The following is a 23,856-nucleotide window of genomic DNA, read 5'->3' as shown; positions in this document are numbered from 1 at the left end:
GCAGCGCCCCCTGTCCAAATTTCTTCCGTGTGCGCACGGGGCCTGGGTCCGGTCGGCGCACACCGCCGACCGGATCCGTCGGTCGTCTACCTCATCGACCGCCCCCCAACTTCCCTGCCGCGCGGGCCCACTTGTACTTGGCGCCGAGCACCGCGACGGGCTTCTCGGTCGTGTACGGGTACGCGACGACACCCCGGTCGAAGAGGTACTGGCACGCCTCCTCGACCTCGACGTCGCCGGCCAGCGAGGCCACCACGGGCTTCTCGATGCCGCGCTCCCGGAACTCCTGGACGACGCGCGCCGTCACCTCCGCGAACACCATGGGCGGGGTGACGATGGTGTGCCAGTAGCCGAGCACCAGCGAGTGGATCCGCGGGTCCTCCAGACCGAGCCGGATCGTCGCCTCGTACGTCGACGGAGGCTCGCCGCCCGTGATGTCGACCGGGTTGCCCGCGGCGCCGAACGGCGGGATGAACTTGCGGAAGGCGGCGTCCAAGTCGGCCGGGATCTCCATGAGTTCGAGCCCGTTGTCCATCACGGCGTCCGACAGCAGCACACCCGAGCCGCCGGCCCCCGTGATGATGACGATGTTGTCGCCCTTGGGCGTCGGAAGCACCGGCAGCGCCCGCGCGTACTCCAACATGTCGTTGAGGCCGGGCGCCCGGATGACACCGGCCTGCTTGAGGATGTCGTCGTACACGGCGTCGTCGCCCGCGAGCGCGCCCGTGTGCGAACCGGCCGCCTTCGCGCCCGCCGCCGTACGCCCCGCCTTGAGGACGACGACCGGCTTCTTCGGCACGGTGGCGCGCGCGGCCTCCACGAAGGCGCGCCCGTCCTTGAGGTCCTCCAAGTGCATCGCGATGCAGTCGGTGTTGGGGTCCTCGCCGAACCAGGTGAGCAGGTCGTCCTCGTCGAGGTCCGACTTGTTGCCGAGCCCGACGATCGCCGAGACACCCGTCTTCGTGGTGCGCGCGAAGCCCAGGATGGCCATGCCGATGCCACCGGACTGACTGGTGAGGGCGACGCCGCCCTTCACGTCGTACGGCGTGCAGAACGTGGCGCACAGGTCCTGCCACGTCGAGTAGTAGCCGTAGATGTTCGGCCCGAGCAGTCGCACCCCGTGCCGCTCCGCGATGGCCACGATCTCGTCCTGGAGCTCCTGTTCGCCGGTCTCGGCGAACCCGGAGGGGATCAGCACCGCGTTGGGGATGCCCTTGCGGCCGACCTCCTCGAGGGCCGATGCCACGAACTTGGCGGGGATCGCGAAGATGGCCACGTCCACGTCGCCGGGGACGTCCGTGACGCTCTTGTACGCCTTGCGGCCGAGGATGTCGTCGGCCTTCGGGTTCACCGGGTGGATCTCGCCGGAGAAGCCGCCGTCGATGAGGTTGCGCATCACCGAATTGCCGATCTTGCCCTGCTCGTTCGAGGCACCGATCACGGTGACGGAGCGCGGCTCCATCAGCCGCCGCATGGAGGTCAGGATCTCCTCGCGCGTGTAGGTGCGCCGCTTCTTCTGCTCACCCTCGGCGAGGATGACGCGGATGTCGGCGGCGAGCGCGCCCGTCGGGGTCGCGATCACCGGGTTGAGGTCGACCTCGGCTATCTCCGGGAACTCCGTGACAAGCTGCGACACCCGGCGGATCTGCTCGGCCAGCGCCTCCCGGTCGACGCCCTTGGCGCCGCGCACACCGCGCAGCACCTCCGCCGCCTTGATGGAGTCGAGCATGTCGAGTGACTCGTCCGCCGACACCGGCGCGAGCCGGAAGGTGACGTCCTTGAGTACCTCGACGAGTACGCCGCCGAGCCCGAAGGCGACGACCTTGCCGAAGGTCGGGTCGGTGACGGACCCGACGATGACCTCCTGGGCGTCGGGCCCGGTGGGCAGCAGCTCCTGCACCTGGATGCCGGTGATGTGCGCGTCGGAGTCGTATGCGTGCGCGTTGTCGACGATCCGCTGGTACGCCTCCCGGACGGCGCTCTCGCCCTCCACGCCGACGATGACACCGCCGGCGTCGGTCTTGTGCAGGATGTCGGGTGAGACGATCTTGAGCACCACGGGTCCGCCGAAGCGGGCCGCCGCGGCGACCGCCTGGTCGGCATCGGTCGCGAGCTCCTCGCCGGGGACGGCGATGCCGTACGCGTCGGCGATCACCTTTCCCTCGGGCGCGGTGAGCGCTGTACGTCCCTCGGCCCGTACGGTGTCGAGCAGCGCTCGTACCTTGAGCTCACGTTCCTCGGCCATCAATCAGATCACTCCGTTCGACTTGAGCAGACGCAACTCTTCGTCCCCGAGGCCGAGTTCACCGATGAAGACCTCCGCGTTGTGCTCGCCGAGCAGCGGGGAGGAGGTGACGTCGACGGGGGAGTCGGAGAGCTTGAGAGGGGAACCGACGGTCTTGAAGGAGCCGCGTCCGGAGTGCGGCACTTCGACGACCATCTCGTTGGCCACCAGCGACTCGTCCTCGATGATCTCCTTGGTGGAGAGGATCGGGCCGCAGGGGATGTTGTGGGCGTTGAGCTTGTCCAGGACCTCCCACTTGGGAAGCGTCGAGGACCACTCCTCGATGAGCTGGAACATCTTGTTCAGCTTCGGAAGGCGGGCCTCGGGTGTGGCCCAGTCGACGTCCTCGGCGAGTTCGGGCCGCCCGATCAGCTCGGTGAGCGGCTTCCAGCCGACCGGCTGGACGATGACGTAGACGTAGTCGTTGGGTCCGCCGGGCGCGCACTTGACGGCCCAGCCGGGCTGTCCGCCGCCGGAGGCGTTGCCGGAGCGCGGGACCTCGTCGCCGAAGTCCTCGTTCGGGTACTCCGCCAACGGGCCGTGGGTGAGGCGTTGTTGGTCGCGCAGCTTCACGCGGCACAGGTTGAGGACCGCGTGCTGCATGGCGACGTTGACGCGCTGCCCGCGGCCCGTGTTCTCGCGCTGGAAGAGCGCGGCCAGGATGCCGGCGACGGTGTGGATACCGGTGCCGGAGTCGCCGATCTGCGCGCCGGTCGCGAGAGGTGGTCCGTCCTCGAAGCCGGTGGTCGACATCGAGCCGCCCATGGCCTGGGCGACGACCTCGTAGGCCTTGAAGTTGGTGTAGGGGCCCTCGCCGAAGCCCTTGATGGAGGCGTAGATGATGCGGGGGTTGATCTCCTGGATGCGGTCCCAGGTGAAGCCCATCCGGTCGACGGCGCCGGGGCCGAAGTTCTCCACCAGCACATCGCTGCGGCGGATCAGTTCGGTCAGCAGCTCCTTGCCGCGCTCCGTCTTGGTGTTCAGGGTGATGCTCCGCTTGTTGCAGTTGAGCATCGTGAAGTAGAGGGAGTCGACGTCCGGGATGTCACGCAGTTGCTTGCGCGTGATGTCACCGGTCGGCGCCTCCAGTTTGACGACGTCCGCACCCAGCCACGCCAGCATCTGCGTGGCGGATGGGCCTGACTGGACATGGGTCATGTCCAGGACGCGCACACCCTCGAGTGCCTTGGTCACGAACGACTCACCTCGCTACTGGTCCACGGTCGGTCCACCGGCGACTCGTACATTGCATACAGTCGCCGAATACTGTATGAAAACTGGTATCCCGCATTGAGTGGGTGGTGTCCAGGGGGCGTGCAGCACTTTTCCTTTCCGTAGCCGAATCAGCGGCTGAAGCAGGAACCCAGACAGGAGCCGCAAAATGGACCTGTACGAACACCAGGCGAGGGACCTGTTCGCGGAGCACGGCATCCCCGTCCCGCGGGCCGAGGTCACCGAATCCGCCAAGGAGGCCCGCGAGTTCGCGCGCCGACTCGGCGGCCGCGTCGTCGTCAAGGCGCAGGTCAAGACGGGCGGTCGCGGCAAGGCGGGCGGCGTCAAGCTCGCCGCCGACCCGGCCGCCGCCGAACTGACGGCGCGCCAGATCCTCGGCATGGACATCAAGGGCCACACCGTCCGCAAGGTGATGCTGGCCCAACCGGTCGACATCGACAGCGAGTTCTACGTCTCCTACGTCCTCGACCGCGCGGCCGGCACCTTCCTCGCCATCGCCTCCGCCGAGGGCGGCATGGACATCGAGGAGGTCGCCGCCACCCGGCCCGAGGCCGTGGCCCGGATCCCCGTCGACCCGGCCGTCGGCGTCACCTCGGCCGTCGCGGCCCGCATCGCCGAGGCGGCGGTGCTCCCGCCGCAGACCGTCGACGTCCTCGTCCGCCTGTGGAACGTACTGACCCGCGAGGACGCACTGCTCGTCGAGGTGAACCCGCTCGTGCGCACCACGCAGGGGCAGATCCTCGCGCTCGACGGCAAGGTCACCCTCGACGACAACGCCCGCTTCCGCAACGCCCGTTGGGGAGAGCAGGAGGCCGCGCACGAAGAGCCGCTGGAGGCCCGGGCCGCGGCCAAGGGGCTCAACTACGTGAAGCTCGACGGCGAGGTCGGCATCATCGGCAACGGCGCCGGGCTCGTCATGTCCACCCTCGACGTCGTCGCCGGCTGCGGCGCGAAGCCCGCCAACTTCCTCGACATCGGCGGCGGCGCCTCCGCCCAGATCATGGCGGACGGCCTCGACGTCATCCTCTCCGACCCGGCAGTGAAGTCCGTCTTCGTCAACGTCTTCGGCGGCATCACCGCCTGCGACGCGGTCGCCGACGGCATCGTCCAGGCCCTGGAACACGTCCAGTTGACCAAGCCACTCGTCGTCCGCCTCGACGGCAACAACGCCGCGCGCGGCCGGGCCATCCTCGAAGAGCGCGCGCACCCTTTGGTCGGACAGGCCAGCACCATGGACGGCGCCGCGCGCCAGGCCGCCGATCTCGCCCTCGCCCCCAACCCCCTTTAAGGAGCCGGGACATGGCCATCTACCTCACGCAGGAGAGCAAGGTCCTCGTCCAGGGCATGACCGGCGCCGAGGGCATGAAGCACACCCGCCGCATGCTCCAGGCCGGCACGAACATCGTCGGCGGCGTCAACCCCCGCAAGGCCGGGCGCGGCGTCGACCTCGAAGGGCGCGACATCCCGGTCTTCGGCAGCGTCGCCGAGGGCATGGCGGCCACCGGAGCCGACGTCACCGTCGTCTTCGTGCCGCCCGCCTTCGCCAAGGACGCCGTGACCGAGGCGGCCGACGCGGGCATCCCCCTCGCGGTCGTCATCACGGAGGGCATCCCGGTGCACGACGCCGTCACCTTCCACGCGTACGCGAAGCAGCGGGGCACCCGTGTCATCGGCCCCAATTGCCCCGGCCTCATCTCGCCCGGCGCCTCGAACGCGGGCATCATCCCGGCCGACATCACCAAGCCGGGCCGCATCGGACTCGTCTCCAAGTCCGGCACCCTCACCTATCAACTCATGTACGAGCTGCGCGACATCGGCTTCTCGACGTGCGTCGGCATCGGCGGCGACCCCGTCATCGGCACCACCCACATCGACTGCCTCGAAGCGTTCGAGGCCGACCCCGAGACCGAACTCATCGTGCTCATCGGGGAGATCGGCGGCGACGCCGAGGAGCGGGCGGCCGTCCACATCCGCGAGCACGTCACCAAGCCCGTCGTCGGCTACATCGCCGGGTTCACCGCGCCCGAGGGCAAGACGATGGGCCACGCCGGCGCCATCGTCTCCGGCTCCTCGGGTACCGCCGAGGCCAAGAAGGAGGCCCTGGAGGCGGTCGGCGTCCGCGTCGGCGCCACGCCGACGGAGACGGCCCGGCTCGTCCTGGACCGCCTCGCCGACGGGCAGTGACGCTTCTCATAGGCGTCAACTCACCATCCCCGTACGGTTCCTGGCATACGGGAGGTGTCCGCCGGGCACCTCCCGTCCACAGCACCACCAGCCATACGGCACCACCAGCCATACAGCACCACCAGCCATGAAGACCCGCCCCGACTGTGCACCGTGAGCGGAGACCGAACAATGGCAATCACCCTCAAATCCGGAACGTCCTGGTCCGACGCCTGGCAGCGCTGCCTCGCCGTCGCCCCCGAGGCCTTCCAGGGCGACCGCGTCCTGAACCTGTGGAACGGCGCCTGGCAGGCCGACGGCCGCGCCCTGCCCGCCACCAGCCCCGTCGACGGCAGCCCCATCGCGGGCCCGCCCCGCCTCGACGCCGACACCGCCCACCAGGCCGTGCGCGCCTCCCTCGACCAGCACCGTGCCTGGCGGCACGTCCCGCTGCCCGAGCGCCGCGCCCGCGTCGCCGCGACCCTCGACGCGCTCACCGAGCACCGCGAACTCCTCGCCCTGCTCCTGGTCTGGGAGATCGGCAAGCCGTGGCGGCTCGCGCAGGCCGACGTGGACCGCGCCATCGACGGCGTGCGCTGGTACGTCGACGGCATCGACGAGATGCTGGCCGAGCGCACCCCGCTGGCGGGACCGGTGTCCAACATCGCGAGCTGGAACTACCCGATGAGCGTGCTCGTGCACGCCATGCTGGTCCAGGCGCTGGCCGGCAACGCGGTCATCGCCAAGACACCGACCGACGGCGGCGTGTCCTGCCTCACCCTGGCCTGCGCCCTGGCCGCCCGCGAGGGCATCCCGGTCACGCTGGTCAGCGGCAGCGGCGGACAGCTCTCCGAGGCGCTCGTGCGGGCACCCGAGATCGGCTGCGTGTCCTTCGTCGGCGGCCGGGACACCGGTGCGGCCGTCGCCACGGACGTCGCCGACCTCGGCAAGCGGCACATCCTGGAGCAGGAGGGCCTCAACACCTGGGGCATCTGGAACTTCACCGACTGGGACAAGCTGACGGCCGCGATCCCGAAACTCTTCGACTACGGGAAGCAACGCTGCACCGCCTACCCCCGGTTCGTCGTCCAGCGCGAGGCCTTCGACGACTTCCTCGCCGCCTACCTGCCCGCCGTACGCACCCTGCGCGTCGGCCACCCGCTGGCCGTCGAGCACCCCGAAGACCCGTACCCCGCCCTGGACTTCGGGCCGCTGATCAACGCGGCGAAGGCGAAGGAGCTGCACGACCAGGTCGCGGAGGCGATCGACCGCGGGGCCGTCCCGCTGCACCGCTCCAAGGCCGACCCGGCGCTGTTCCTGCCGGGACAGGACACCGGCGCGTACGTGCATCCGGTGACGCTCCTCGGCCCGCCGCCGTCCTCGCCGCTGCACCACGCCGAGCCGTTCGGTCCGGTCGACACCATCGTGCTCGTCGACACGGAGGCGGAACTCCTCGCGGCGATGAACGCGTCCAACGGCGCCCTCGTCGCCACGCTCTCCACCGACGACGAGGCGACATACGAGCGACTCGCCCCGCAGATCCGGGCGTTCAAGGTCGGCCACGGCAAACCGCGTTCGCGCGGGGACCGGGACGAGCTGTTCGGCGGGTTCGGGGCGTCGTGGCGCGGCGCGTTCGTGGGCGGCGAGCTCCTGGTCCGCGCGGTCACCGAAGGGCCGGCGGGGGAGCGGCTGCCGGGCAACTTCCCCGAGTACCACCTGATGCCGAACACCGGCTGACACCCTGGCGGGCCCCGTCGCAGCTGCGGCGGGGCCCCGCACGGCGCAGGGGGCGCTCCCCGCCGCTCGTGGACCCCGCCGCCGTGCCGCGGGGCGAGTTGTCGCTCGCCCCGCGCACACGATGTGTCGACGGGATATTGTGTACAGGCTGGGATTGCGCTCGGCAAGAACTACGACAATTCCCATGCGGGAAGCGTGGGTCGAGAAGCCGTGGACGCAGGACGGAAGGGGCCGCGATGTTGCCGACCGCAGGACTGCCGCAGGGCACGGTGCCCAAGCTGGACCGGCCGGGACCGCTGCGCGAGCGGGTCTACGGCGCGCTCCTCGAACTCATCATCACCCGCACCCTGCCGCCGGGCGCCCACCTCGTCGAGACGGAGCTCGCGGCGCAGCTCGGGGTGTCGCGACAGCCCGTACGGGAGGCGCTGCAACGGCTCAGCACCGAGGGGTGGGTCGATCTGCGGCCCGCGCAGGGCGCGTTCGTGCACGAGCCGACCGAGGACGAGGCGGACCAGCTCCTGACGGTCCGCCAACTCCTGGAGACCGAGGCCGTACGGCTCGCCGCGGGGAGGGCCGACGCCGCCGCGGTCGCCGCGCTGGAGGAACTGTGCGAGGCGGGGGAGCGGGCGGTCGCGGCGGACGACGTGGAGGCGGCGGTCGCGCTCAACGCGCAACTGCACGGAACCGTCATGGAGTTGGCGGCCAATGAGGTGCTCGCGGAGCTGGCCGCGCAGGTCGACCGCCGGGTGCGCTGGTACTACACGCCGGTGGCGCGGCAGCGCGGCCACCAGTCCTGGGCGGAGCACCGCGAGCTGATCGCGGCGCTCGCGGACCGGGACGAGGGCCGCGCGGCGGAGGTCATGCGCGCGCACACCGAGCACACGCGCAAGTCGTACCACCAGCGTGCGAGGCAGTGACCCGCGCCGGGCCACCACCTCGCGCGGGAGGGTGTCTCAGGTCGCCGCCTGCGGCTGCGGCACCGCGGCCGGGCTGCCCTTCTTCGGGCGGCCCGGCTGGTGCAGCGTCATCGCGATGACCGCGGCGATCAGCGAGGTCCCGCCGGCCAGCGCGTAGGCGCCGTTGTAGCCCCACGCGGAGACCACCATGGAGCCCATGCCGCCGCCGAACAGGCCGCTGACCAGCTTGCCGCTGTACACCAGGCCGTAGTTGGAGGCGTTGTAGTTCTCGCCGAAGTAGTCCGGCGTGAGCGCCGCGAACAGCGGGTAGAACGCGCCGCCGCCGAAGCCGGAGAGGAACGCGAAGACCAGGAACAGCGCCTCGCTGTGCAGGTCGCCGGCCCAGATGACACCGAACTGGGCGAGCCCGAGCACCAGGATGACCATCACCAGCGTCGGCTTGCGGCCCCACTTGTCGGAGGCCCAGCCCACGACGCCGCGTCCGACGCCGTTGATGACCGCCATGACACCCATCGACGAGGCGGCGACGAGCGGGCCGAAGCCGACCTCCTTGGCGTAGTCGACCTGGAAGGAGATGCCGAAGATCGACACACCGGCACTGATCACGAGGGCGATCCACATCAGCGGCAGCATGCCCGTCCTGATGGCCTCCATGGGCGTGAACTGCCGTACGGCGGGCGGGTTCTTGGCGAGGCTGGCGGCGCCCTTCCCGGTGCCGCTCTGCCCGGCCAGCGGGTCGAACTCCGCGGGCCACCAGTTCTTCGGCGGGTCCTTGAAGAAGAAGGCGCAGACGAACACGACGACCATCACGTACAGGCCGACCAGGTCGAGCACGGTCTGGTAATTCCCCGTGTCGAAGGCGTAGTTGAAGATGAAGATGAACGGCAGCGAACCGTAGGCGAAGCCGCCGTTGACGAACCCCGTCTTGCCGCCCTTGCGCTCGGGGAACCACTTGCCGACCATGTTGACGCAGGTCGAGTAGATGAGCCCCGAGCCGATGCCGCCGACGACCCCGAAACCGAGGATCGCGACGAGCACGTTGTGGATGTGCGAGAGGGCGAGGAACCCGATCAGGCACATCCCCGAGCCGATGAACATGGCCCGACGGGCCGTCAGAATCCCTTTCTCGCGCAGCCATCCGGCGGGGAAGGAGACCCCGGCCTGGAAAAAGATCCAGATGCTGAGGATCCAGAAGGTGTTGGACTGCGTCCAGTGGTGCGCGGAGGACAGGGTGTCCTCGGCGGAGCCGTAGGCGTACTCGAAGACGCTGATCCCCATCATGGCGACCCACGGCAGGTACACCATCAACTTCCGGGAGTGGCCGAGGATGTCGCGGTCGGACTCGCCGATGCGGTAGACGCGGCCGCGGGCGTCGGTGACCTCGCGATACGCGTGCGGCTCCGTTGTGTCGTGGTTCAAGGTCATATCAGGCGTTCCCTCACAGAGCTTCGTTGCTTCATGTGCGGTGTTCCGGGCCTGTGCCCCGGCGGCCGCAAGCAGACGAATGCTGCCGCCGGTTATTGCATACAGTCGACGAATACTGTATGAAGAGCGTTATCCCTCACTGGGTGGCTGAGTGTCCAGGGTCGTGCGGATCTCTGTACCGACCTTTTAACTCCGAACGCGCAAGCGAGAGGTGGGGTGTCGTTCATGACCAAGGCTCTTGAGGGCGTGCGTGTCCTCGATATGACGCACGTTCAGTCGGGTCCGTCCGCGACGCAGTTGCTGGCGTGGCTCGGTGCGGACGTCGTCAAGCTGGAGGCGCCGACCGGTGACATCACGCGTAAACAACTGCGTGACATCCCGGACGTCGACTCCCTCTACTTCACGATGCTCAACTCCAACAAGCGGAGCATCACCCTGAACACCAAGTCCGAGCGCGGCAAGGAGATCCTCACGGAGCTGATCCGCCGCTCGGACGTCATGGTGGAGAACTTCGGCCCGGGCGCCGTCGACCGGATGGGCTTCACCTGGGACCGCATCCAGGAGATCAACCCCCGCATCATCTACGCCTCCATCAAGGGCTTCGGCGAGGGCCCCTACACCAACTTCAAGGCCTACGAGGTCGTCGCCCAGGCCATGGGCGGCTCGATGGCCACCACGGGCTTCGAGGACGGTCCTCCGACGGCCACGGGCGCGCAGATCGGCGACTCGGGGACGGGTATCCACACCGTCGCCGGCATCCTGGCGGCACTGTTCCAGCGCGAGAGCACCGGGCGCGGGCAGCGGGTCAATGTCGCCATGCAGCACTCGGTGCTCAACCTGTGCCGCGTCAAGCTGCGCGACCAACAGCGCCTGGCGCACGGCCCGTTGGCGGAGTACCCGAACGAGGGCTTCGGCAACGAGGTCCCGCGCTCCGGCAACGCCTCCGGCGGCGGACAGCCCGGCTGGGCCGTCAAGTGCGCGCCCGGCGGCCCCAACGACTACGTCTACGTCATCGTCCAGCCGGTCGGCTGGAAGCCGATAGCCGAGCTGATAGGCCGGCCGGAGATGGCGGACGACCCGGAGTGGTCGACCCCGGAGGCCCGCCTTCCGAAGCTGAACAAGATGTTCCAGCTCATCGAGGAGTGGTCCTCGACGCTTCCCAAGTGGGAGGTCCTGGACAAGCTCAACGCCCACAACATCCCCTGCGGCCCGATCCTCTCCACCAAGGAGATCATCGAGGACGAGTCGCTGGGCGCCAACGAGATGGTCGTCGAGGTCGAACACCCCCAGCGCGGCTCGTACATGACGGTCGGCAACCCGCTCAAGCTCTCCGACTCGCCGACCACCATCTCCGGCTCCCCGCTCCTGGGCGAGCACAACTCCGACATCTACGCCGACGAACTCGGCCTGGACCCGGCGGAGTTGGCCCAGCTCGCCGAGCAGGGCGTCATCTGAGATGGGCGGCACCGTGGTCGACCGCCTCGTCGAGGCGAACGAACGGTACGCCGCCGCGTTCACCGATCCCGGCATGGACGCCCGCCCGGTCCTCGAAGTGGCCGTCGTCGCCTGCATGGACGCCAGGCTCGACCTGCACGCCGCGCTCGGCCTGGAACTCGGCGATTGCCACACCGTCCGCAACGCCGGCGGTGTGGTCACCGACGACACCATCCGCTCGCTGGCCATCAGCCAGCGGGCGCTCGGCACCCGCAGCGTGGTGCTCATCCACCACACCGGCTGCGGACTCCAGTCCCTGACCGAGGAGTTCCGGCACGAGCTGGAGCGAGAGGTCGGGCAGCGGCCGACATGGGCGGTGGAGGGCTTCACCGACGTCGACCAGGACGTGCGGCAGTCCCTGCGGAAGGTGCGCACGTCGCCCTTCCTGCCGCACACCGACGACGTCCGCGGGTTCGTCTTCGACGTACGGACGGGGCTGCTGCGGGAGATCACCGCGTAGCCCCGCCCCGCCCCGTCGGCCCGGTCCGCCGCGGCCTGCCCGGTGAGTCAGTCACCCGGGCCGGCCGCGGCCTCGCCGTGCGTGCCGGGTAAATCGGCCTGAATTCAAGGGAGTTGAAACTCAACCGTGCACACCTCTGGCCCCGGGGGAGTACGACGGAATACTGTATGCAATTACTGCGCCACATCGTGGCAGCTCATACTTCACTGACGAGGGGGTCGCCCCGTGTCGTACCGCACCGCACTCGCTCACGTCCTGACAGGCGCCGTCGCAGCCGGCGGCGAACCGGCCCGTACGCAAGGCAGATTCCCGCGGTCCGGAGTCACCGCGCTCGGCCGCGCCGGCCTCCTCGGCCTCACCGTCGCCCCCGAACTCGGCGGCGGTGGAAGGGGATTGACCGAGGCCGCCGATGTCGTGGACCGCGTCGCCCGCGTCTGCCCGGCCGCCGCGACCGTGCTCCGCTCGCACTACGCGGCGGTGGCCGTCGTCGAGGCGTACGGCGGCGCCTGGGTGCGCTCCGAGATCGCCGCCGGGCGCCATCTGTGCTCGCTGGCCCTGGAGGACGACGGGCCCGGTCCTGCGGCCCGCCGCACCGGCGAGGTCGTCACCCTGCGAGGCCGCAAGCACCAGGTGGTGGCCGCCGGCGAGGCCGACAGCTACCTCTGGTCGAGCGGACCGTCCGGAACCGGTTCGGGCGGGCGGAGCCTGTGGCTGGTCCCGGCCCACGCCCCCGATCTGTACGTGCCCGCCCGGGCGGCCGGGCCGGGACCGCGTGGCAGCGCGACCTCGACGGTCTGCGCCGACCCCGTGCGCGTACCCGCCTCGGCGCTGCTCGGCGAGGACGGGGGCGGCGAGCGGCTGGTGCGGGACATCGTGCTGCCGTGGCTGACCGGACTGGCCGCCGTGACGGACCAGGAGCCCGTGCTCGTGGCCTCGTGAACACCGGCCCGGTGTACGGAAGTCGGCCGATCGACTCCGCTCGATTTCGTCCCGCTCCTTTACACCGGGCTTCTGTATACAGAAGTCTGTATGGGGTAGCGCCGGGGTCTTCTGCACCCCCGCCGGAGGCCCGCACGACGGAAGGCGGAGCGATCATGACGACCAGCGGGACGGACGTGTCGGTCGAGAGCGTGGTCAGGAGGGCGGCATCCGCGCACCGCGGCGAGCGCGGCGCGCTGCTGCCCGTGCTCCACGACGTACAGGCCGAGTTGGGGTGCGTACCGCAGGAGGCGATCCCCGTCCTCGCCGACGAGTTCAACCTCTCGCGGGCCGACGTCCACGGGGTGGTGACCTTCTACCACGACTTCCGCCGCGAGCCCGCGGGCCGCTCCACCGTCCGCATCTGCCGCGCCGAGGCCTGCCAGGCCCTGGGCGCGGACCGGCTGGTGAGCCACGTACGGGAGTCGGGCCTGACGCTCGGCGACACGAGCGCCGACGGCGGTGTCACCGTCGAGCAGGTCTTCTGTCTCGGCAACTGCGCGCTCGGCCCCTCGGTGGAGGCGAACGGGAAGCTGCACGGACGCGTGACGCCGGCCCGGCTCGGCGCGCTGCTCAACGGGACGGTGTGAGAGGTGACTTCCGGCAACGTGACTTCCGACAACACGACGACCGTCTACGTTCCGCGCGACGCGGCGGCCCGCTCCGTCGGCGCGGACGAGGTGGCGCAGCAACTCCAACGCGCCGTGTTCGAAGGCGAATTGGACGTCGACGTCGTCCGCAACGGTTCGCGCGGACTGCTCTGGCTCGAACCCCTCGTCGAGGTCGTGACCCCCGAGGGCCGCATCGGCTACGGACCGGTCACCCCCGACGACGTCCCGGACCTCCTCGCCGCCGGCCTGCTCGACGGCGGCGAGCACCCGCTGCGGCTCGGCCCCGTCGGCCAACTCCCGTGGCTGGCACGGCAGAACCGCGTCACCTTCGCCCGCGTCGGCGTCACCGACCCGCTCTCGCCCGAGGACTACGAGGCCCACGGCGGCCTGCAAGGGCTGCGCGCGGCCCTGGAGATGACGCCCGCGGACGTCGTCACCGAGGTCACCGACTCCGGCCTGCGTGGCCGCGGCGGCGCCGGATTCCCTGCGGGCATCAAGTGGAAGACGGTCCTCGACTGCACCGACGACCTGAAGTTCATCTGCTGCAACGCCGACGAGGGCGACAGTGGCACCTTCGCCGACCGCATGGTCATGGAGGGCGACCCGTTCCTCCTCATCGAGGGCATGACGATCGCCGCCCACGCAGTCGGCGCCCGCGAGGGCTACCTCTACATCCGCTCCGAGTACCCCGACGCCATTGCCACGATGGGCGCCGCGATCGACATCGCGCGCGGGCGCGGCTGGCTCGGCACCGGCATCCTCGGCTCGTCGCTCGACTTCGACCTGCACATCCGCGTCGGCGCAGGTGCGTACATCTGCGGCGAGGAGACCTCCATGCTGGAGAGCCTGGAGGGCAAGCGCGGCATGGTCCGTGCGAAGCCCCCGATCCCCGCCGTCGAGGGCCTCTTCGGCAAACCGACCGTCGTGAACAACGTCCTCACCCTCACCACCGTCCCCGTCGTCCTCGCCGACGGCGCCAAGGCGTACCAGGACCTCGGCGTCGGCCGCTCCCGCGGCACCCAGGTCTTCCAGCTCGCCGGCAACATCAAGCGCGGCGGCATCGTCGAGACCGCCTTCGGCATCACCCTGCGCGAGCTGATCGAGGACTACGGCGGCGGCACCCTGAGCGGCCGCCCCGTGCGCGCCGTGCAGGTCGGCGGGCCGCTCGGCGCGTATCTGCCGGAGGCGCGGTTCGACCTGCCGATGGACTACGAGGCCCTCGCCGAGGCCGGGGCGATGCTCGGGCACGGCGGCGTCGTCGTCTTCGACGACACCGTCGACATGGCGGCGCAGGCCCGCTTCGCGATGGAGTTCTGCGCCGAGGAATCCTGCGGCAAGTGCACTCCCTGCCGGGTCGGTTCGGTGCGCGGCGTCGAGGTCATCGACCGGATCGTGGCCGGTGAGCAGCGGGACGAGAATCTCGCGCTGCTCGAGGACCTGTGCGAGCTGATGACCGATGGTTCACTGTGTGCCATGGGCGGGCTGACCCCGATGCCCGTACGCAGCGCCCTCGCGCACTTCGCCGACGACTTCGTCGACCGCGGCGACCGCCGGCTCCTGGAGATCCACCCCGTACAGCGGGGCAACACCCGAACGGAGGGCCAGGCATGACACTCATGAAGGAACCCGACTTCGGCACTCCACAGCGCCCCGGAGCGGCCACGGTCTCGGTGGAGATCGACGGACTGCCGGTGAAGGTCCCGGAGGGCACGTCCGTCATGCGGGCCGCCGCCGAGGCGGGCATCGACGTACCGAAGCTGTGCGCCACGGACAGCCTCGAGGCGTTCGGCTCCTGCCGCCTGTGCGTCGTGGAGATCGACGGCCGGCGCGGCACCCCCGCGTCCTGTACGACGCCGTGCACGGACGGCATGTCCGTGAGGACGCAGACCCCGAAGGTCGAGAAGCTCCGCCAGGGCGTCATGGAGCTCTACATCTCCGACCACCCCCTCGACTGCCTCACCTGCCCCGCCAACGGTGACTGCGAACTCCAGGACATGGCAGGGGTAGTTGGCCTGCGGCAGGTCCGCTACGGCTACGAGGGCGCGAACCACCTCGACGCCGAGAAGGACACCTCCAACCCGTACTTCGACTTCGACCCCTCCAAGTGCATCGCCTGCTCGCGCTGCGTGCGAGCCTGCGACGAGACGCAGGGCACGTTCGCGCTGACCATCGAGGGGCGCGGCTTCGAGTCCAAGGTGTCGGCGGGCGCGGGGGAGTTGTTCATGGACTCCGAGTGCGTGTCCTGCGGCTCCTGCGTCCAGGCCTGCCCGACGTCAACTCTCCAGGAGAAGTCGGTAGTCGACCTCGGCATGCCGACACGCTCCGTCGTCACCACATGCGCGTACTGCGGTGTCGGCTGCTCGTTCAAGGCCGAGCTGCGCGGCGACGAACTCGTCCGCATGGTCCCCCACAAGGACGGCGGCGCCAACGAGGGCCACTCCTGCGTCAAGGGCCGCTTCGCCTTCGGCTACGCCACCCACCCCGACCGCAAGCTCAAGCCCATGGTCCGCGAGAACATCACCGACCCGTGGCGCGAGGTCGAGTGGGACGAGGCCATCGGCACCGTCGCCCGCCGCATGCGCGAGATCCAGGGCCGGTACGGAGCGGGCGCGATCGGAGCCATTTCTTCGTCTCGCTGCACCAACGAAGAGGTCTACGTCGTCCAGAAGATGGTCCGCGCCGCCTTCGGCAACAACAACGTCGACACCTGCGCCCGCGTCTGCCACTCGCCGACCGGCTACGGCCTGAAGCAGACCTTCGGCGAATCGGCCGGCACCCAGGACTTCCGCTCCGTCGCCGAGGCCGACGTCATCATGGTCATCGGCGCCAACCCCACCGACGGCCACCCCGTGTTCGCGTCGCGGATGAAGCGTCGCCTGCGCGAGGGCGCGAAGCTGATCGTCGTCGACCCGCGCCGCATCGACCTCGTACGCTCCCCGCACATCGAGGCACAACACCACCTCCAGCTGCGCCCCAGCACGAACGTCGCCGTCGTCAACGCCATGGCGCACGTCGTCGTCACCGAGGGCCTCGCCGACGAGAACTTCGTCGCGGAACGCTGCGAAGGGTACGAGGAGTGGGCCGAGTTCGTGGCCCGCCCGGAGAACAGCCCCGAGGCGACCGAGGAGGTCAGCGGCGTCCCCGCCGCCGACCTGCGCGCGGCCGCCCGCCTGTACGCGACCGCGGGCAACGGCGCGATCTACTACGGCCTCGGTGTCACCGAGCACAGCCAGGGCTCGACGATGGTCATGGGAATGGCCAACCTCGCGATGGCCTGCGGAAACATCGGCCGCGACGGCGTCGGCGTCAACCCGCTGCGCGGGCAGAACAACGTACAGGGCTCCTGCGACATGGGCTCCTTCCCGCACGAGCTGCCCGGCTACCGGCACATCTCCGACGACGCCGTGCGTGGTGTCTTCGAGAACCTGTGGGGCTCCGCGCTGCTGCCCGAACCGGGCCTACGCATCCCCAACATGTTCGACGCTGCGATCGAAGGGGACTTCCGCGGACTGTTCGTGCACGGCGAGGACATCGCCCAGTCCGACCCGAACCTGAAGCACGTCACGGCGGCCCTCGAAGCCATGGAACTCGTCGTCGTCCAGGACCTGTTCCTCAACGAGACCGCGAAGTTCGCCCACGTCTTCCTGCCCGGCGCCTCCTTCCTGGAGAAGGACGGAACCTTCACCAACGCCGAGCGGCGCGTCAACCGGGTGCGGTCGGTGATGCCGCCGAAGGCCGGGAAGCACGAGTGGCAGATCGTGTGCGAGATCGCCACCGCGATGGGCTACGCCATGGACTACGACCATCCGTCGCAGATCATGGACGAGATCGCCTCGGTCACCCCGACCTTCGCGGGTGTCTCCTTCGACCTCATCGACAAGCTCGGCAGCATCCAGTGGCCGTGCAACGAGGAGGCCCCCGAGGGCACACCGACCATGCACGTGGACTCCTTCACCCGCGGCAAGGGAAAGTTCGCGGTCACCTCCTACGTGCCGACCAACGAACGCAGCACGCGCCGCTTCCCGCTGGTCCTCACCACGGGCCGCATCCTCAGCCAGTACAACGTTGGCGCACAGACCCGCCGCACCGGCAACGTCGCCTGGCACCCCGAGGACATCCTCGAAGTGCACCCGCACGACGCGGAGGAGCGCGGCATCAGCGACGGCGACCTCGTGACCCTCTCCAGCCGCGTCGGTGCGACGACGCTGCACGCGCAGATCTCCGACCGGATGCCACCGGGCGTCGTCTACACCACCTTCCACCACCCGGTGACGGGCGCGAACGTGGTGACGACGGAGAACTCCGACTGGGCGACCAACTGCCCGGAGTACAAGGTCACGGCCGTCCAGGTCGGACTCGCGCCGAAGGCGGCGGTCGCCCGCGAGACGGCCGACGCACTCGTCACGGTGGTGGACTGACATGACACACACCGTCCCGTCGGAACAGCGCATGGCGAACGACATCGCCGCGAACCAGGGCCACCTGCCGGGTGCGGCGGCGGCCGAGGTGATCGCCGGACACCTCACCAGGTTCTGGGACCCGAGGATGCGCACGCGGCTCTACGCGCTCGTGGACGACGGAGCGGACGGCCTCGACCCGCTCGTGGTCGCGGCCGTGAAGCTCATGCGCTGAGGCCCTTCGGCCATCTTCCCGGCGGCCGCCGCGCGACAGGGCACGCGCGGCGGCCGCCCCCGTTTCTGCATCTCTGTACGTCATGCCATCGGACACCCCGCGTGCTGTGCGGCGCGCGGGGTGTGCGTGACACCCGATGACATGTGTGCGCGTACGTACCTCCACACCCTCGAATCCAGGAGGCACCACGATGAAGATCGCAGTTGTCGGCGCCGGAGCCATCGGCGCGTACGTGGGCGCGGCCCTGCACCGCGGCGGCGCGGACGTACACCTCGTCGCCCGCAGGGACCATCTGCGCGCCATCCAGGCCGAAGGCGTCCGCGTGCTCAGCCCGCGCGGCGACTTCACCGCCCACCCGCACGCCACCGACGACCCGAACGAGATCGGCCCCGTCGACTACGTGTTCCTCGGCCTCAAGGCCCACTCGTACCCGTCGTGCGGCTCGCTCGTCGCCCCGCTGCTCGGCGAGCACACCGCGCTGGTGGCCGGGCAGAACGGCGTCCCCTGGTGGTACTTCCACCGCCTCACCGGCCCGTACGAGGGCCGCCGCATCGAGGCCGTCGACCCGGGCGGCGCGACCAGCAAGGTGCTGCCGCCCGAGCGCGCGATCGGCTGTGTGGTCTACCCGGCCACCGTCATCGAATCCCCGGGCGTCATACGGCACTTGGAGGGCACACGGTTCTCCATCGGCGAACCCGACGGCAGTGTCTCGCGGCGCTGCACCGAACTGAGCGAGGCCATGATCGCGGGCGGCCTCAAGTGCCCCGTCGAGCGGAACCTGCGCGACGACATCTGGATCAAGCTCATGGGCAACGCGGCCTTCAACCCGATCAGCGCCCTGACCCGGGCCACCATGGTCGACATGTGCCGGCACCCGCTGACCCGCACCATGGTCGCCCGCGTGATGGAGGAGATCCTCGACATCGCGGCCCGGGTCGGCTCGACACCCGAGATCTCCATCGAGAAGCGCCTGCGCGGCGCCGAGGGCGTGGGCGCGCACAAGACATCGATGCTCCAGGACCTCGAGGCCGGCAAGCAGCTGGAACTCGACGCGATCGTCACGGCGGTCGTGGAGATGGCCGACATCACCGGCGCCGAGGCACCCACGCTGCGCGCGATCCACGCGGCGACCGACCTATTGGCACGCACCGTGCTGCCGTAGCACGCTACGGGTGAAGATCACGTGGCAGAGGAGACGTACATGCTGTTCCGGCAGTTGGAGTACTTCGTTGCGGTGGCTCGCGAGCGGCACTTCGCGCGGGCCGCCGAGTCCTGCTACGTCTCCCAGCCGGCGCTCTCCGCGGCGATAGCCAAGCTGGAACGCGAGCTGAACGTCACGCTGATCAACCGCGGCCACAACTACCAGGGCCTCACCGCCGAGGGCGAGCGCCTGGTGGTGTGGGCGAAACGCATCCTCGCCGAACAGGACGCGTTCAAGGCCGAGGTCGCCGCCGTCCAGTCGGGCATCACCGGCACCCTCCGCCTCGGCACCGACCCCACGGCGTCCACGACGCTGGCCCTCCCGGTGGGCGCCTTCTGCTCGGCGCACCCCCTGGCGAAGGTCCAGGTCCGCTCCCGCCTCTCGACGAAGGAACTCCACCGCCAACTCCGCGACTTCGAACTCGACGTCGCCATCGCCCACTTCGACCCGGACGACCAGGAGGGCCTCCAGGTCGTCCCCCTCTACCAGGAGCGCTATATGCTCCTGGTCTCGGACGACCAGTTCAACTCCCGCACTGACAGCGTCACGTGGGCGGACGCGGCCGGCCTCCCGCTGGCCCTCCTGACCCCCGACATGCGCATCCGCCAGATCGTCGACAAGGTCTTCGCGAACAAGGGCCTGGAGGTCACCCCCCAGGTCGAGACCGACTCCATCGCCTCCCTGTACGCACATGTGGGCGGCGGAGAATGGGCCAGCGTCGTCCCCCACACGTGGCTGCGCGCCATGCCGGTGGCCGGCCGCACGCGAGCGCTCCCACTGGTCGACCCGGAGGCCGGCGCCCAGGTCTCGGTGGCCATCCACGCGGGCACACCGGGTTCGGTGGCGGCGAGGGCGTTCGTGAGCGCGGCGACGGCGCTGAACCTGGACGAGGTGTTCGCCCCGAGAGCCCCGACGAGCATTTCAAGCCCCGTCGGCGACTGAAAAGGGGGGGCCACTCAAGCCCCGCCGGCGACTGAGCAGGTGTGCCACTCAAGCCCCTGCGGCGATTGAGCAGCGGGGTCCGGGGCAGAGCCCCGATCTTTTAAGCCCCGCCGGCGATTGAGGCGCGGGGTCCGGGGCAGAGCCCCGCGACGTCAACCCACCCCCACCGCCAACTCACCCGTACCGCTCCCGCACGGCCAACCGGTCCAAACCCCCTTGCGCCGTCCGCGGCAGCGCGGACACCACCACCACCCGATCCGGCACCGCCACCGCGGCCAACCTCTCCCGGCAGTACCGCAGAATCTCCGAAGGCCCCACGCACTCCTCACCCCGAACGACCACCACCGCATCGACCCGGTCCGCCACCGCGAACACCGCCGCCTCCGCGACGGACGGACACCCGGCGAGGACGTCCTCCACATACTCCGGGGAGATCGCCAACCCCCGCCGCACGATGAGGCTCCCGATCCGCCCAGCCAGGGACAGATACCCGTCCTCGTCGAGCGACCCCAGGTCACCCGTGCGCAACCACCCGTCACCCGCCACGGTCGGCCCCGACACCCACACCTCCCCCCGCACCCCGGCCGCACACTCCCGCCCGTCCCGACCGACGACACGCAACCGCACCCCCGTCGCCCGCCCCACCGTCCCGTGCTTGAGCGGCCCACGCTCCGGCAACGGCTCGCTGGCGATCTGGTGCGCGGCCTCCGTCATCCCGTACGCGGACAGCAGCGGCGCCCCGAACATCCGCTCAAGAGCCCGTTGTGACGCGGCGTTGAGCGGCGCGCCACAACTGCGTACGAAACGCAGCGGAGGCGGCGCGCCCAGGTCGGCGGCCTCCGACGACCGATCGAGCAGCGCCTCATGGATCGTCGGCACCGCCGTGAACCAACTCGCCCCCGCCGCCCGCAGATCCGCCCAGAACGTGTCGGCCGAGAACCGCCCGCCCGCGGGCAGCAGCACACGCCCCCCGCTGGCGAGCGTGGCCAGGAGCGAGGCGAACAGCCCGTGCCCGTGGAAGAACGGCATCACCGCGACGGTCGCGTCCTCGGGCCCCAACGCGTAGGTGGCACAGACGTTGTTGACGGACGCCGCGACATTGGCGCGCGTGAGCGGCACCATCCGGGCGCGCCCCGTGGCCCCAGCGGTGTACAGGACGAGCGCGCTCTCCTGCCCGGAACACGACACGTTGCCTACGCCGACGCGGTTGATCCCCTCGGCGGTGAGCACGGCGCTGGCCCCCAACTCGCCGACCCGCAACCGCAGTTCGGCATCCATCAGAGCCGGATCCAAAGGGGCGGCGACCACCCCCGCGCGGGCCGCACCGAGCAGCGCGGCCACGAACTCCGCCGTGTTGCCCGCGACGAGAGCGAGCACATCACCGGGGCGCAGTCCCGCCGCGGCGATCCGCTCCGCCGCCCGTTCAGCGAGCGCGTCCAACGCCTCGTACGTCAGGGGGACCCGCTCGTCGCCGACGACGAGCGCGGGGGCGTGGGGCCGCGCACGCGCCTGCCGGTCGAGGAGATCGGCGAGCCCCGTGACGGTCAGGGCCGACGTGGCCATGCCTTCCACCTCCCCTCCTCAGCGAGAGTGCGGTCAGCGCCCGCGCACGTCCAATACGCACTCACGAACACCCGATAGCAACCGCTTATGAAGCCCGAACGGCCCTCCCCAGCAGGGGATTTGGAACGGCCTTGACTCTCGATAGACGCCAGTTATCGGCTGGAAGCCGATGGGTCTTGGACGAGGCGCCGCAGCCTGTCGAAGGTGAGAACAGGAGCCGTACCGGCAGGACCGTCCAAGGAGGAACTCGGATCATGACCGCTGACTCGACCGCCGACCAAATCGCCGAGGCCGCGGCAGGAGCCGACGCGCCGGCCGAGCTCACCGACGGCTACCACCTCGTCGTCGACGCCCTGAAGAAGAACGACGTCGAGACCATCTACGGGCTCGTCGGCATCCCCGTCACCGACCTGGCCCGCCTCGCGCAGGCCGAGGGCATCCGATACATCGGTTTCCGCCACGAATCCAACGCGGGCCACGCCGCCGCGATCGCCGGCTACCTCACCCAGAAGCCCGGCATCGCGCTTACCGTCTCGGCCCCCGGATTCCTCAACGGCCTGGTCGCCCTCGCCAACGCCACCACCAACTGCTTCCCGATGGTGCAGATCTCCGGCTCGAGCGAGCGCCACCTCGTCGACCTCAAGCAGGGCGACTACGAGGAGATGGACCAGCTCGCCGCGGCCCAGCCCTTCGTGAAGGCCGCCTACCGCGTGAGCCGCGTCGAGGACATCGGCCGCGGCATCGCCCGCGCCCTGCGCACCGCGGTCTCCGGCCGCCCTGGCGGCGTCTACCTCGACATCCCGGCGGCGGTCCTCGGCGCGGTCATGGACAAGGAAGAGGGGGCCCGCACGCTCTCCCGCCTCGTCGACCCGGCGCCGCGCCAGCTGCCCGCCCCCGAGGCGGTGGACCGCGCGATCGACCTCCTGGAGAACGCGGAGCGCCCGCTGATCGTCCTCGGCAAGGGCGCCGCGTACGCGCAGGCGGACGACAAGATCCGGCACCTCATCGAGTCGACGGGCATCCCGTACGTACCGATGTCGATGGCGAAGGGCCTGCTCCGCGACGACCACCCGCAGTCGGCGGCGACGGCCCGCTCCCTCGCCCTGAAGAAGGCCGACGTCGTCATGCTGGTCGGCGCCCGCCTGAACTGGCTGCTCAACCACGGCGAGCGCGGCTGGAACCCGGACGCGAAATTCATCCAGGTCGACATCGAGTCCAAGGAAATGGACTCCAACCAGCCGATCGCGGCGCCCCTCGTCGGCGACATCGAATCGGTCCTCGACCAGCTCGCCGACCGCACCAAGCCCGGCCAGATCTCCGCGCCGACCGCCTGGCGCGACGAGCTGGGCGCCCGCTCGGCCCAGAACATCGAGAAGATGGCCAAGCGCCTGGAGGCCGACCCGCACCCCATGCAGTTCATGGGCGCGCTCAAGGCCGTCCGCGACGTCGTCCACCAGCACCCGGAGACGTACATCGTCAACGAGGGGGCCAACACCCTCGACATCGCCCGCAACGTCATCGACATGCACCACCCGCGCCGCCGCCTCGACTCCGGTACCTGGGGCGTCATGGGCATCGGCATGGGCTACGCGATCGCGGCCGCGGTCGAGAGCGGCGGGGCGCCCGTCGTCGCCATCGAGGGCGACAGCGCCTTCGGGTTCAGCGGCATGGAGCTGGAGACGATCTGCCGCTACAACCTGCCGGTCGTCACCGTGATCATGAACAACGGCGGCGTCTACAAGGGCGACGAGACCATCGCGGGCAAACCCGCCCCCACCACGCTCATGAGCGCCGCCCGCCACGACCAGATGATCGAGTCCTTCGGCGGCAAGGGGTACCGCGCCACCACCCCGGCCGAGGTCACGGCCGCCCTCACCGAGGCGATCGCCTCCGGCGGTCCGGCGCTGATCGACTGCGTCATCGACCCGTCGGCCGGCACGGAGAGCGGCCACATCGCCCACCTGAACCCGAAGGGCATCGGCATCAAGAAGTAGTCACCCTCCGTATCCGGGAGTGCACCAATACGCAGGTGAAAGCCACTCCGAAACCTTGGTATTGTTGAGGTGTCGCCGCGGGGAACGCCACGCGCCGAGCGATGCTCACCTTGTCCGGGTGGCGGAATGGCAGACGCGCTAGCTTGAGGTGCTAGTGCCCTTTATCGGGCGTGGGGGTTCAAGTCCCCCCTCGGACACTTACGGAGTGCCGGTCGAGATTCT

At 70.0% G+C, this 23,856-nt stretch carries 18 protein-coding genes and 1 tRNA gene; 15 read left to right on the top strand and 4 right to left on the bottom strand.

The annotated features are described in order from the left end of the window. Positions 1 to 91: 91 nt before the first annotated feature. Positions 92 to 2,245, bottom strand: a complete 2,154-nt coding sequence (locus ACP4E5_RS11440) for an acetate--CoA ligase family protein (protein WP_425827602.1) — start codon at positions 2,243 to 2,245, stop codon at positions 92 to 94. A gap of 3 nt (positions 2,246 to 2,248) precedes the next feature. Next, positions 2,249 to 3,478 carry a formyl-CoA transferase gene (frc, locus tag ACP4E5_RS11435; RefSeq protein ID WP_425827600.1) on the bottom strand — a complete coding sequence of 410 codons (1,230 nt, stop codon included), beginning with the start codon at positions 3,476 to 3,478 and terminating at the stop codon, positions 2,249 to 2,251. A 187-nt stretch (positions 3,479 to 3,665) separates the two neighbouring features. Here frc (ACP4E5_RS11435) and sucC point away from each other — a divergent pair, with 187 nt between their 5' ends. The 4 genes from sucC (at position 3,666) to ACP4E5_RS11415 (ending at position 8,334) form a co-directional block, all read left to right on the top strand. Then, positions 3,666 to 4,805: an ADP-forming succinate--CoA ligase subunit beta gene (sucC, locus tag ACP4E5_RS11430; RefSeq protein ID WP_425827598.1), complete on the top strand. Its 1,140-nt coding sequence runs from the start codon at positions 3,666 to 3,668 to the stop codon at positions 4,803 to 4,805. 11 nt (positions 4,806 to 4,816) lie between these two features. Further along, positions 4,817 to 5,701 (top strand): succinate--CoA ligase subunit alpha, encoded by an 885-nt coding sequence (gene sucD, locus ACP4E5_RS11425; RefSeq protein WP_425827596.1) that lies wholly within the window; start codon positions 4,817 to 4,819, stop codon positions 5,699 to 5,701. A 171-nt stretch (positions 5,702 to 5,872) separates the two neighbouring features. Beyond that, positions 5,873 to 7,417 carry an aldehyde dehydrogenase family protein gene (locus ACP4E5_RS11420; RefSeq protein WP_425827594.1) on the top strand — a complete coding sequence of 515 codons (1,545 nt, stop codon included), beginning with the start codon at positions 5,873 to 5,875 and terminating at the stop codon, positions 7,415 to 7,417. Between the two features lie 236 nt (positions 7,418 to 7,653). Then, complete coding sequence (locus tag ACP4E5_RS11415; RefSeq protein ID WP_425827592.1) at positions 7,654 to 8,334, top strand: GntR family transcriptional regulator; 681 nt, start codon at positions 7,654 to 7,656, stop codon at positions 8,332 to 8,334. A gap of 36 nt (positions 8,335 to 8,370) precedes the next feature. Here the strand turns inward: ACP4E5_RS11415 and ACP4E5_RS11410 are convergent, their stop codons facing one another. Then, entirely contained in the window at positions 8,371 to 9,759 is a 1,389-nt protein-coding gene (locus tag ACP4E5_RS11410; RefSeq protein WP_425827590.1) for an OFA family MFS transporter, read from the bottom strand. Between the two features lie 225 nt (positions 9,760 to 9,984). On the opposite strand from ACP4E5_RS11410, the gene frc (ACP4E5_RS11405) reads away from it, so the two are divergent. The 9 genes from frc (ACP4E5_RS11405) (at position 9,985) to ACP4E5_RS11365 (ending at position 20,077) form a co-directional block, all read left to right on the top strand. Continuing rightward, complete coding sequence (gene frc / locus ACP4E5_RS11405) at positions 9,985 to 11,214, top strand: formyl-CoA transferase (RefSeq protein WP_425827588.1); 1,230 nt, start codon at positions 9,985 to 9,987, stop codon at positions 11,212 to 11,214. Between the two features lies 1 nt (position 11,215). After that, positions 11,216 to 11,713 (top strand): beta-class carbonic anhydrase, encoded by a 498-nt coding sequence (locus ACP4E5_RS11400; RefSeq protein WP_425827586.1) that lies wholly within the window; start codon positions 11,216 to 11,218, stop codon positions 11,711 to 11,713. 225 nt (positions 11,714 to 11,938) lie between these two features. Next, positions 11,939 to 12,652, top strand: a complete 714-nt coding sequence (locus ACP4E5_RS11395) for an acyl-CoA dehydrogenase family protein (protein ID WP_425827584.1) — start codon at positions 11,939 to 11,941, stop codon at positions 12,650 to 12,652. A 155-nt stretch (positions 12,653 to 12,807) separates the two neighbouring features. Next, positions 12,808 to 13,281 (top strand): NAD(P)H-dependent oxidoreductase subunit E, encoded by a 474-nt coding sequence (locus tag ACP4E5_RS11390; protein ID WP_425827582.1) that lies wholly within the window; start codon positions 12,808 to 12,810, stop codon positions 13,279 to 13,281. A gap of 18 nt (positions 13,282 to 13,299) precedes the next feature. Next, complete coding sequence (locus tag ACP4E5_RS11385) at positions 13,300 to 14,913, top strand: formate dehydrogenase beta subunit (RefSeq protein ID WP_425827580.1); 1,614 nt, start codon at positions 13,300 to 13,302, stop codon at positions 14,911 to 14,913. Further along, on the top strand, positions 14,910 to 17,720 hold the full coding sequence (gene fdhF / locus ACP4E5_RS11380) for a formate dehydrogenase subunit alpha (protein WP_425827578.1): 2,811 nt from the start codon (positions 14,910 to 14,912) through the stop codon (positions 17,718 to 17,720). The genes ACP4E5_RS11385 and fdhF overlap by 4 nt, the downstream gene beginning before the upstream one ends. Position 17,721: 1 nt before the next feature. Beyond that, complete coding sequence (locus ACP4E5_RS11375; protein WP_425827576.1) at positions 17,722 to 17,934, top strand: formate dehydrogenase subunit delta; 213 nt, start codon at positions 17,722 to 17,724, stop codon at positions 17,932 to 17,934. Positions 17,935 to 18,124: 190 nt separating this feature from the next. Next, a complete protein-coding gene (locus tag ACP4E5_RS11370) occupies positions 18,125 to 19,096 on the top strand; it encodes a 2-dehydropantoate 2-reductase (protein ID WP_425827574.1) in 972 nt (323 codons plus the stop codon). A 39-nt stretch (positions 19,097 to 19,135) separates the two neighbouring features. Further along, a complete protein-coding gene (locus ACP4E5_RS11365) occupies positions 19,136 to 20,077 on the top strand; it encodes a LysR family transcriptional regulator (protein ID WP_425841210.1) in 942 nt (313 codons plus the stop codon). 174 nt (positions 20,078 to 20,251) lie between these two features. On the opposite strand, the gene ACP4E5_RS11360 is transcribed toward ACP4E5_RS11365, so the two are convergent. Beyond that, on the bottom strand, positions 20,252 to 21,640 hold the full coding sequence (locus ACP4E5_RS11360; RefSeq protein ID WP_425827572.1) for an AMP-binding protein: 1,389 nt from the start codon (positions 21,638 to 21,640) through the stop codon (positions 20,252 to 20,254). 254 nt (positions 21,641 to 21,894) lie between these two features. On the opposite strand from ACP4E5_RS11360, the gene oxc reads away from it, so the two are divergent. Then, complete coding sequence (gene oxc / locus ACP4E5_RS11355; RefSeq protein ID WP_425827570.1) at positions 21,895 to 23,634, top strand: oxalyl-CoA decarboxylase; 1,740 nt, start codon at positions 21,895 to 21,897, stop codon at positions 23,632 to 23,634. 112 nt (positions 23,635 to 23,746) lie between these two features. Further along, positions 23,747 to 23,831, top strand: a tRNA-Leu gene (locus ACP4E5_RS11350). The last annotated feature ends 25 nt before the right edge of the window (positions 23,832 to 23,856 follow it).

The sequence above is a fragment of the Streptomyces fractus genome (genome assembly GCF_049844455.1).
Taxonomy (GTDB): Bacteria; Actinomycetota; Actinomycetes; order Streptomycetales; family Streptomycetaceae; genus Streptomyces; species Streptomyces fractus.
This window is presented reverse-complemented; position numbering and strand designations above follow the sequence as displayed.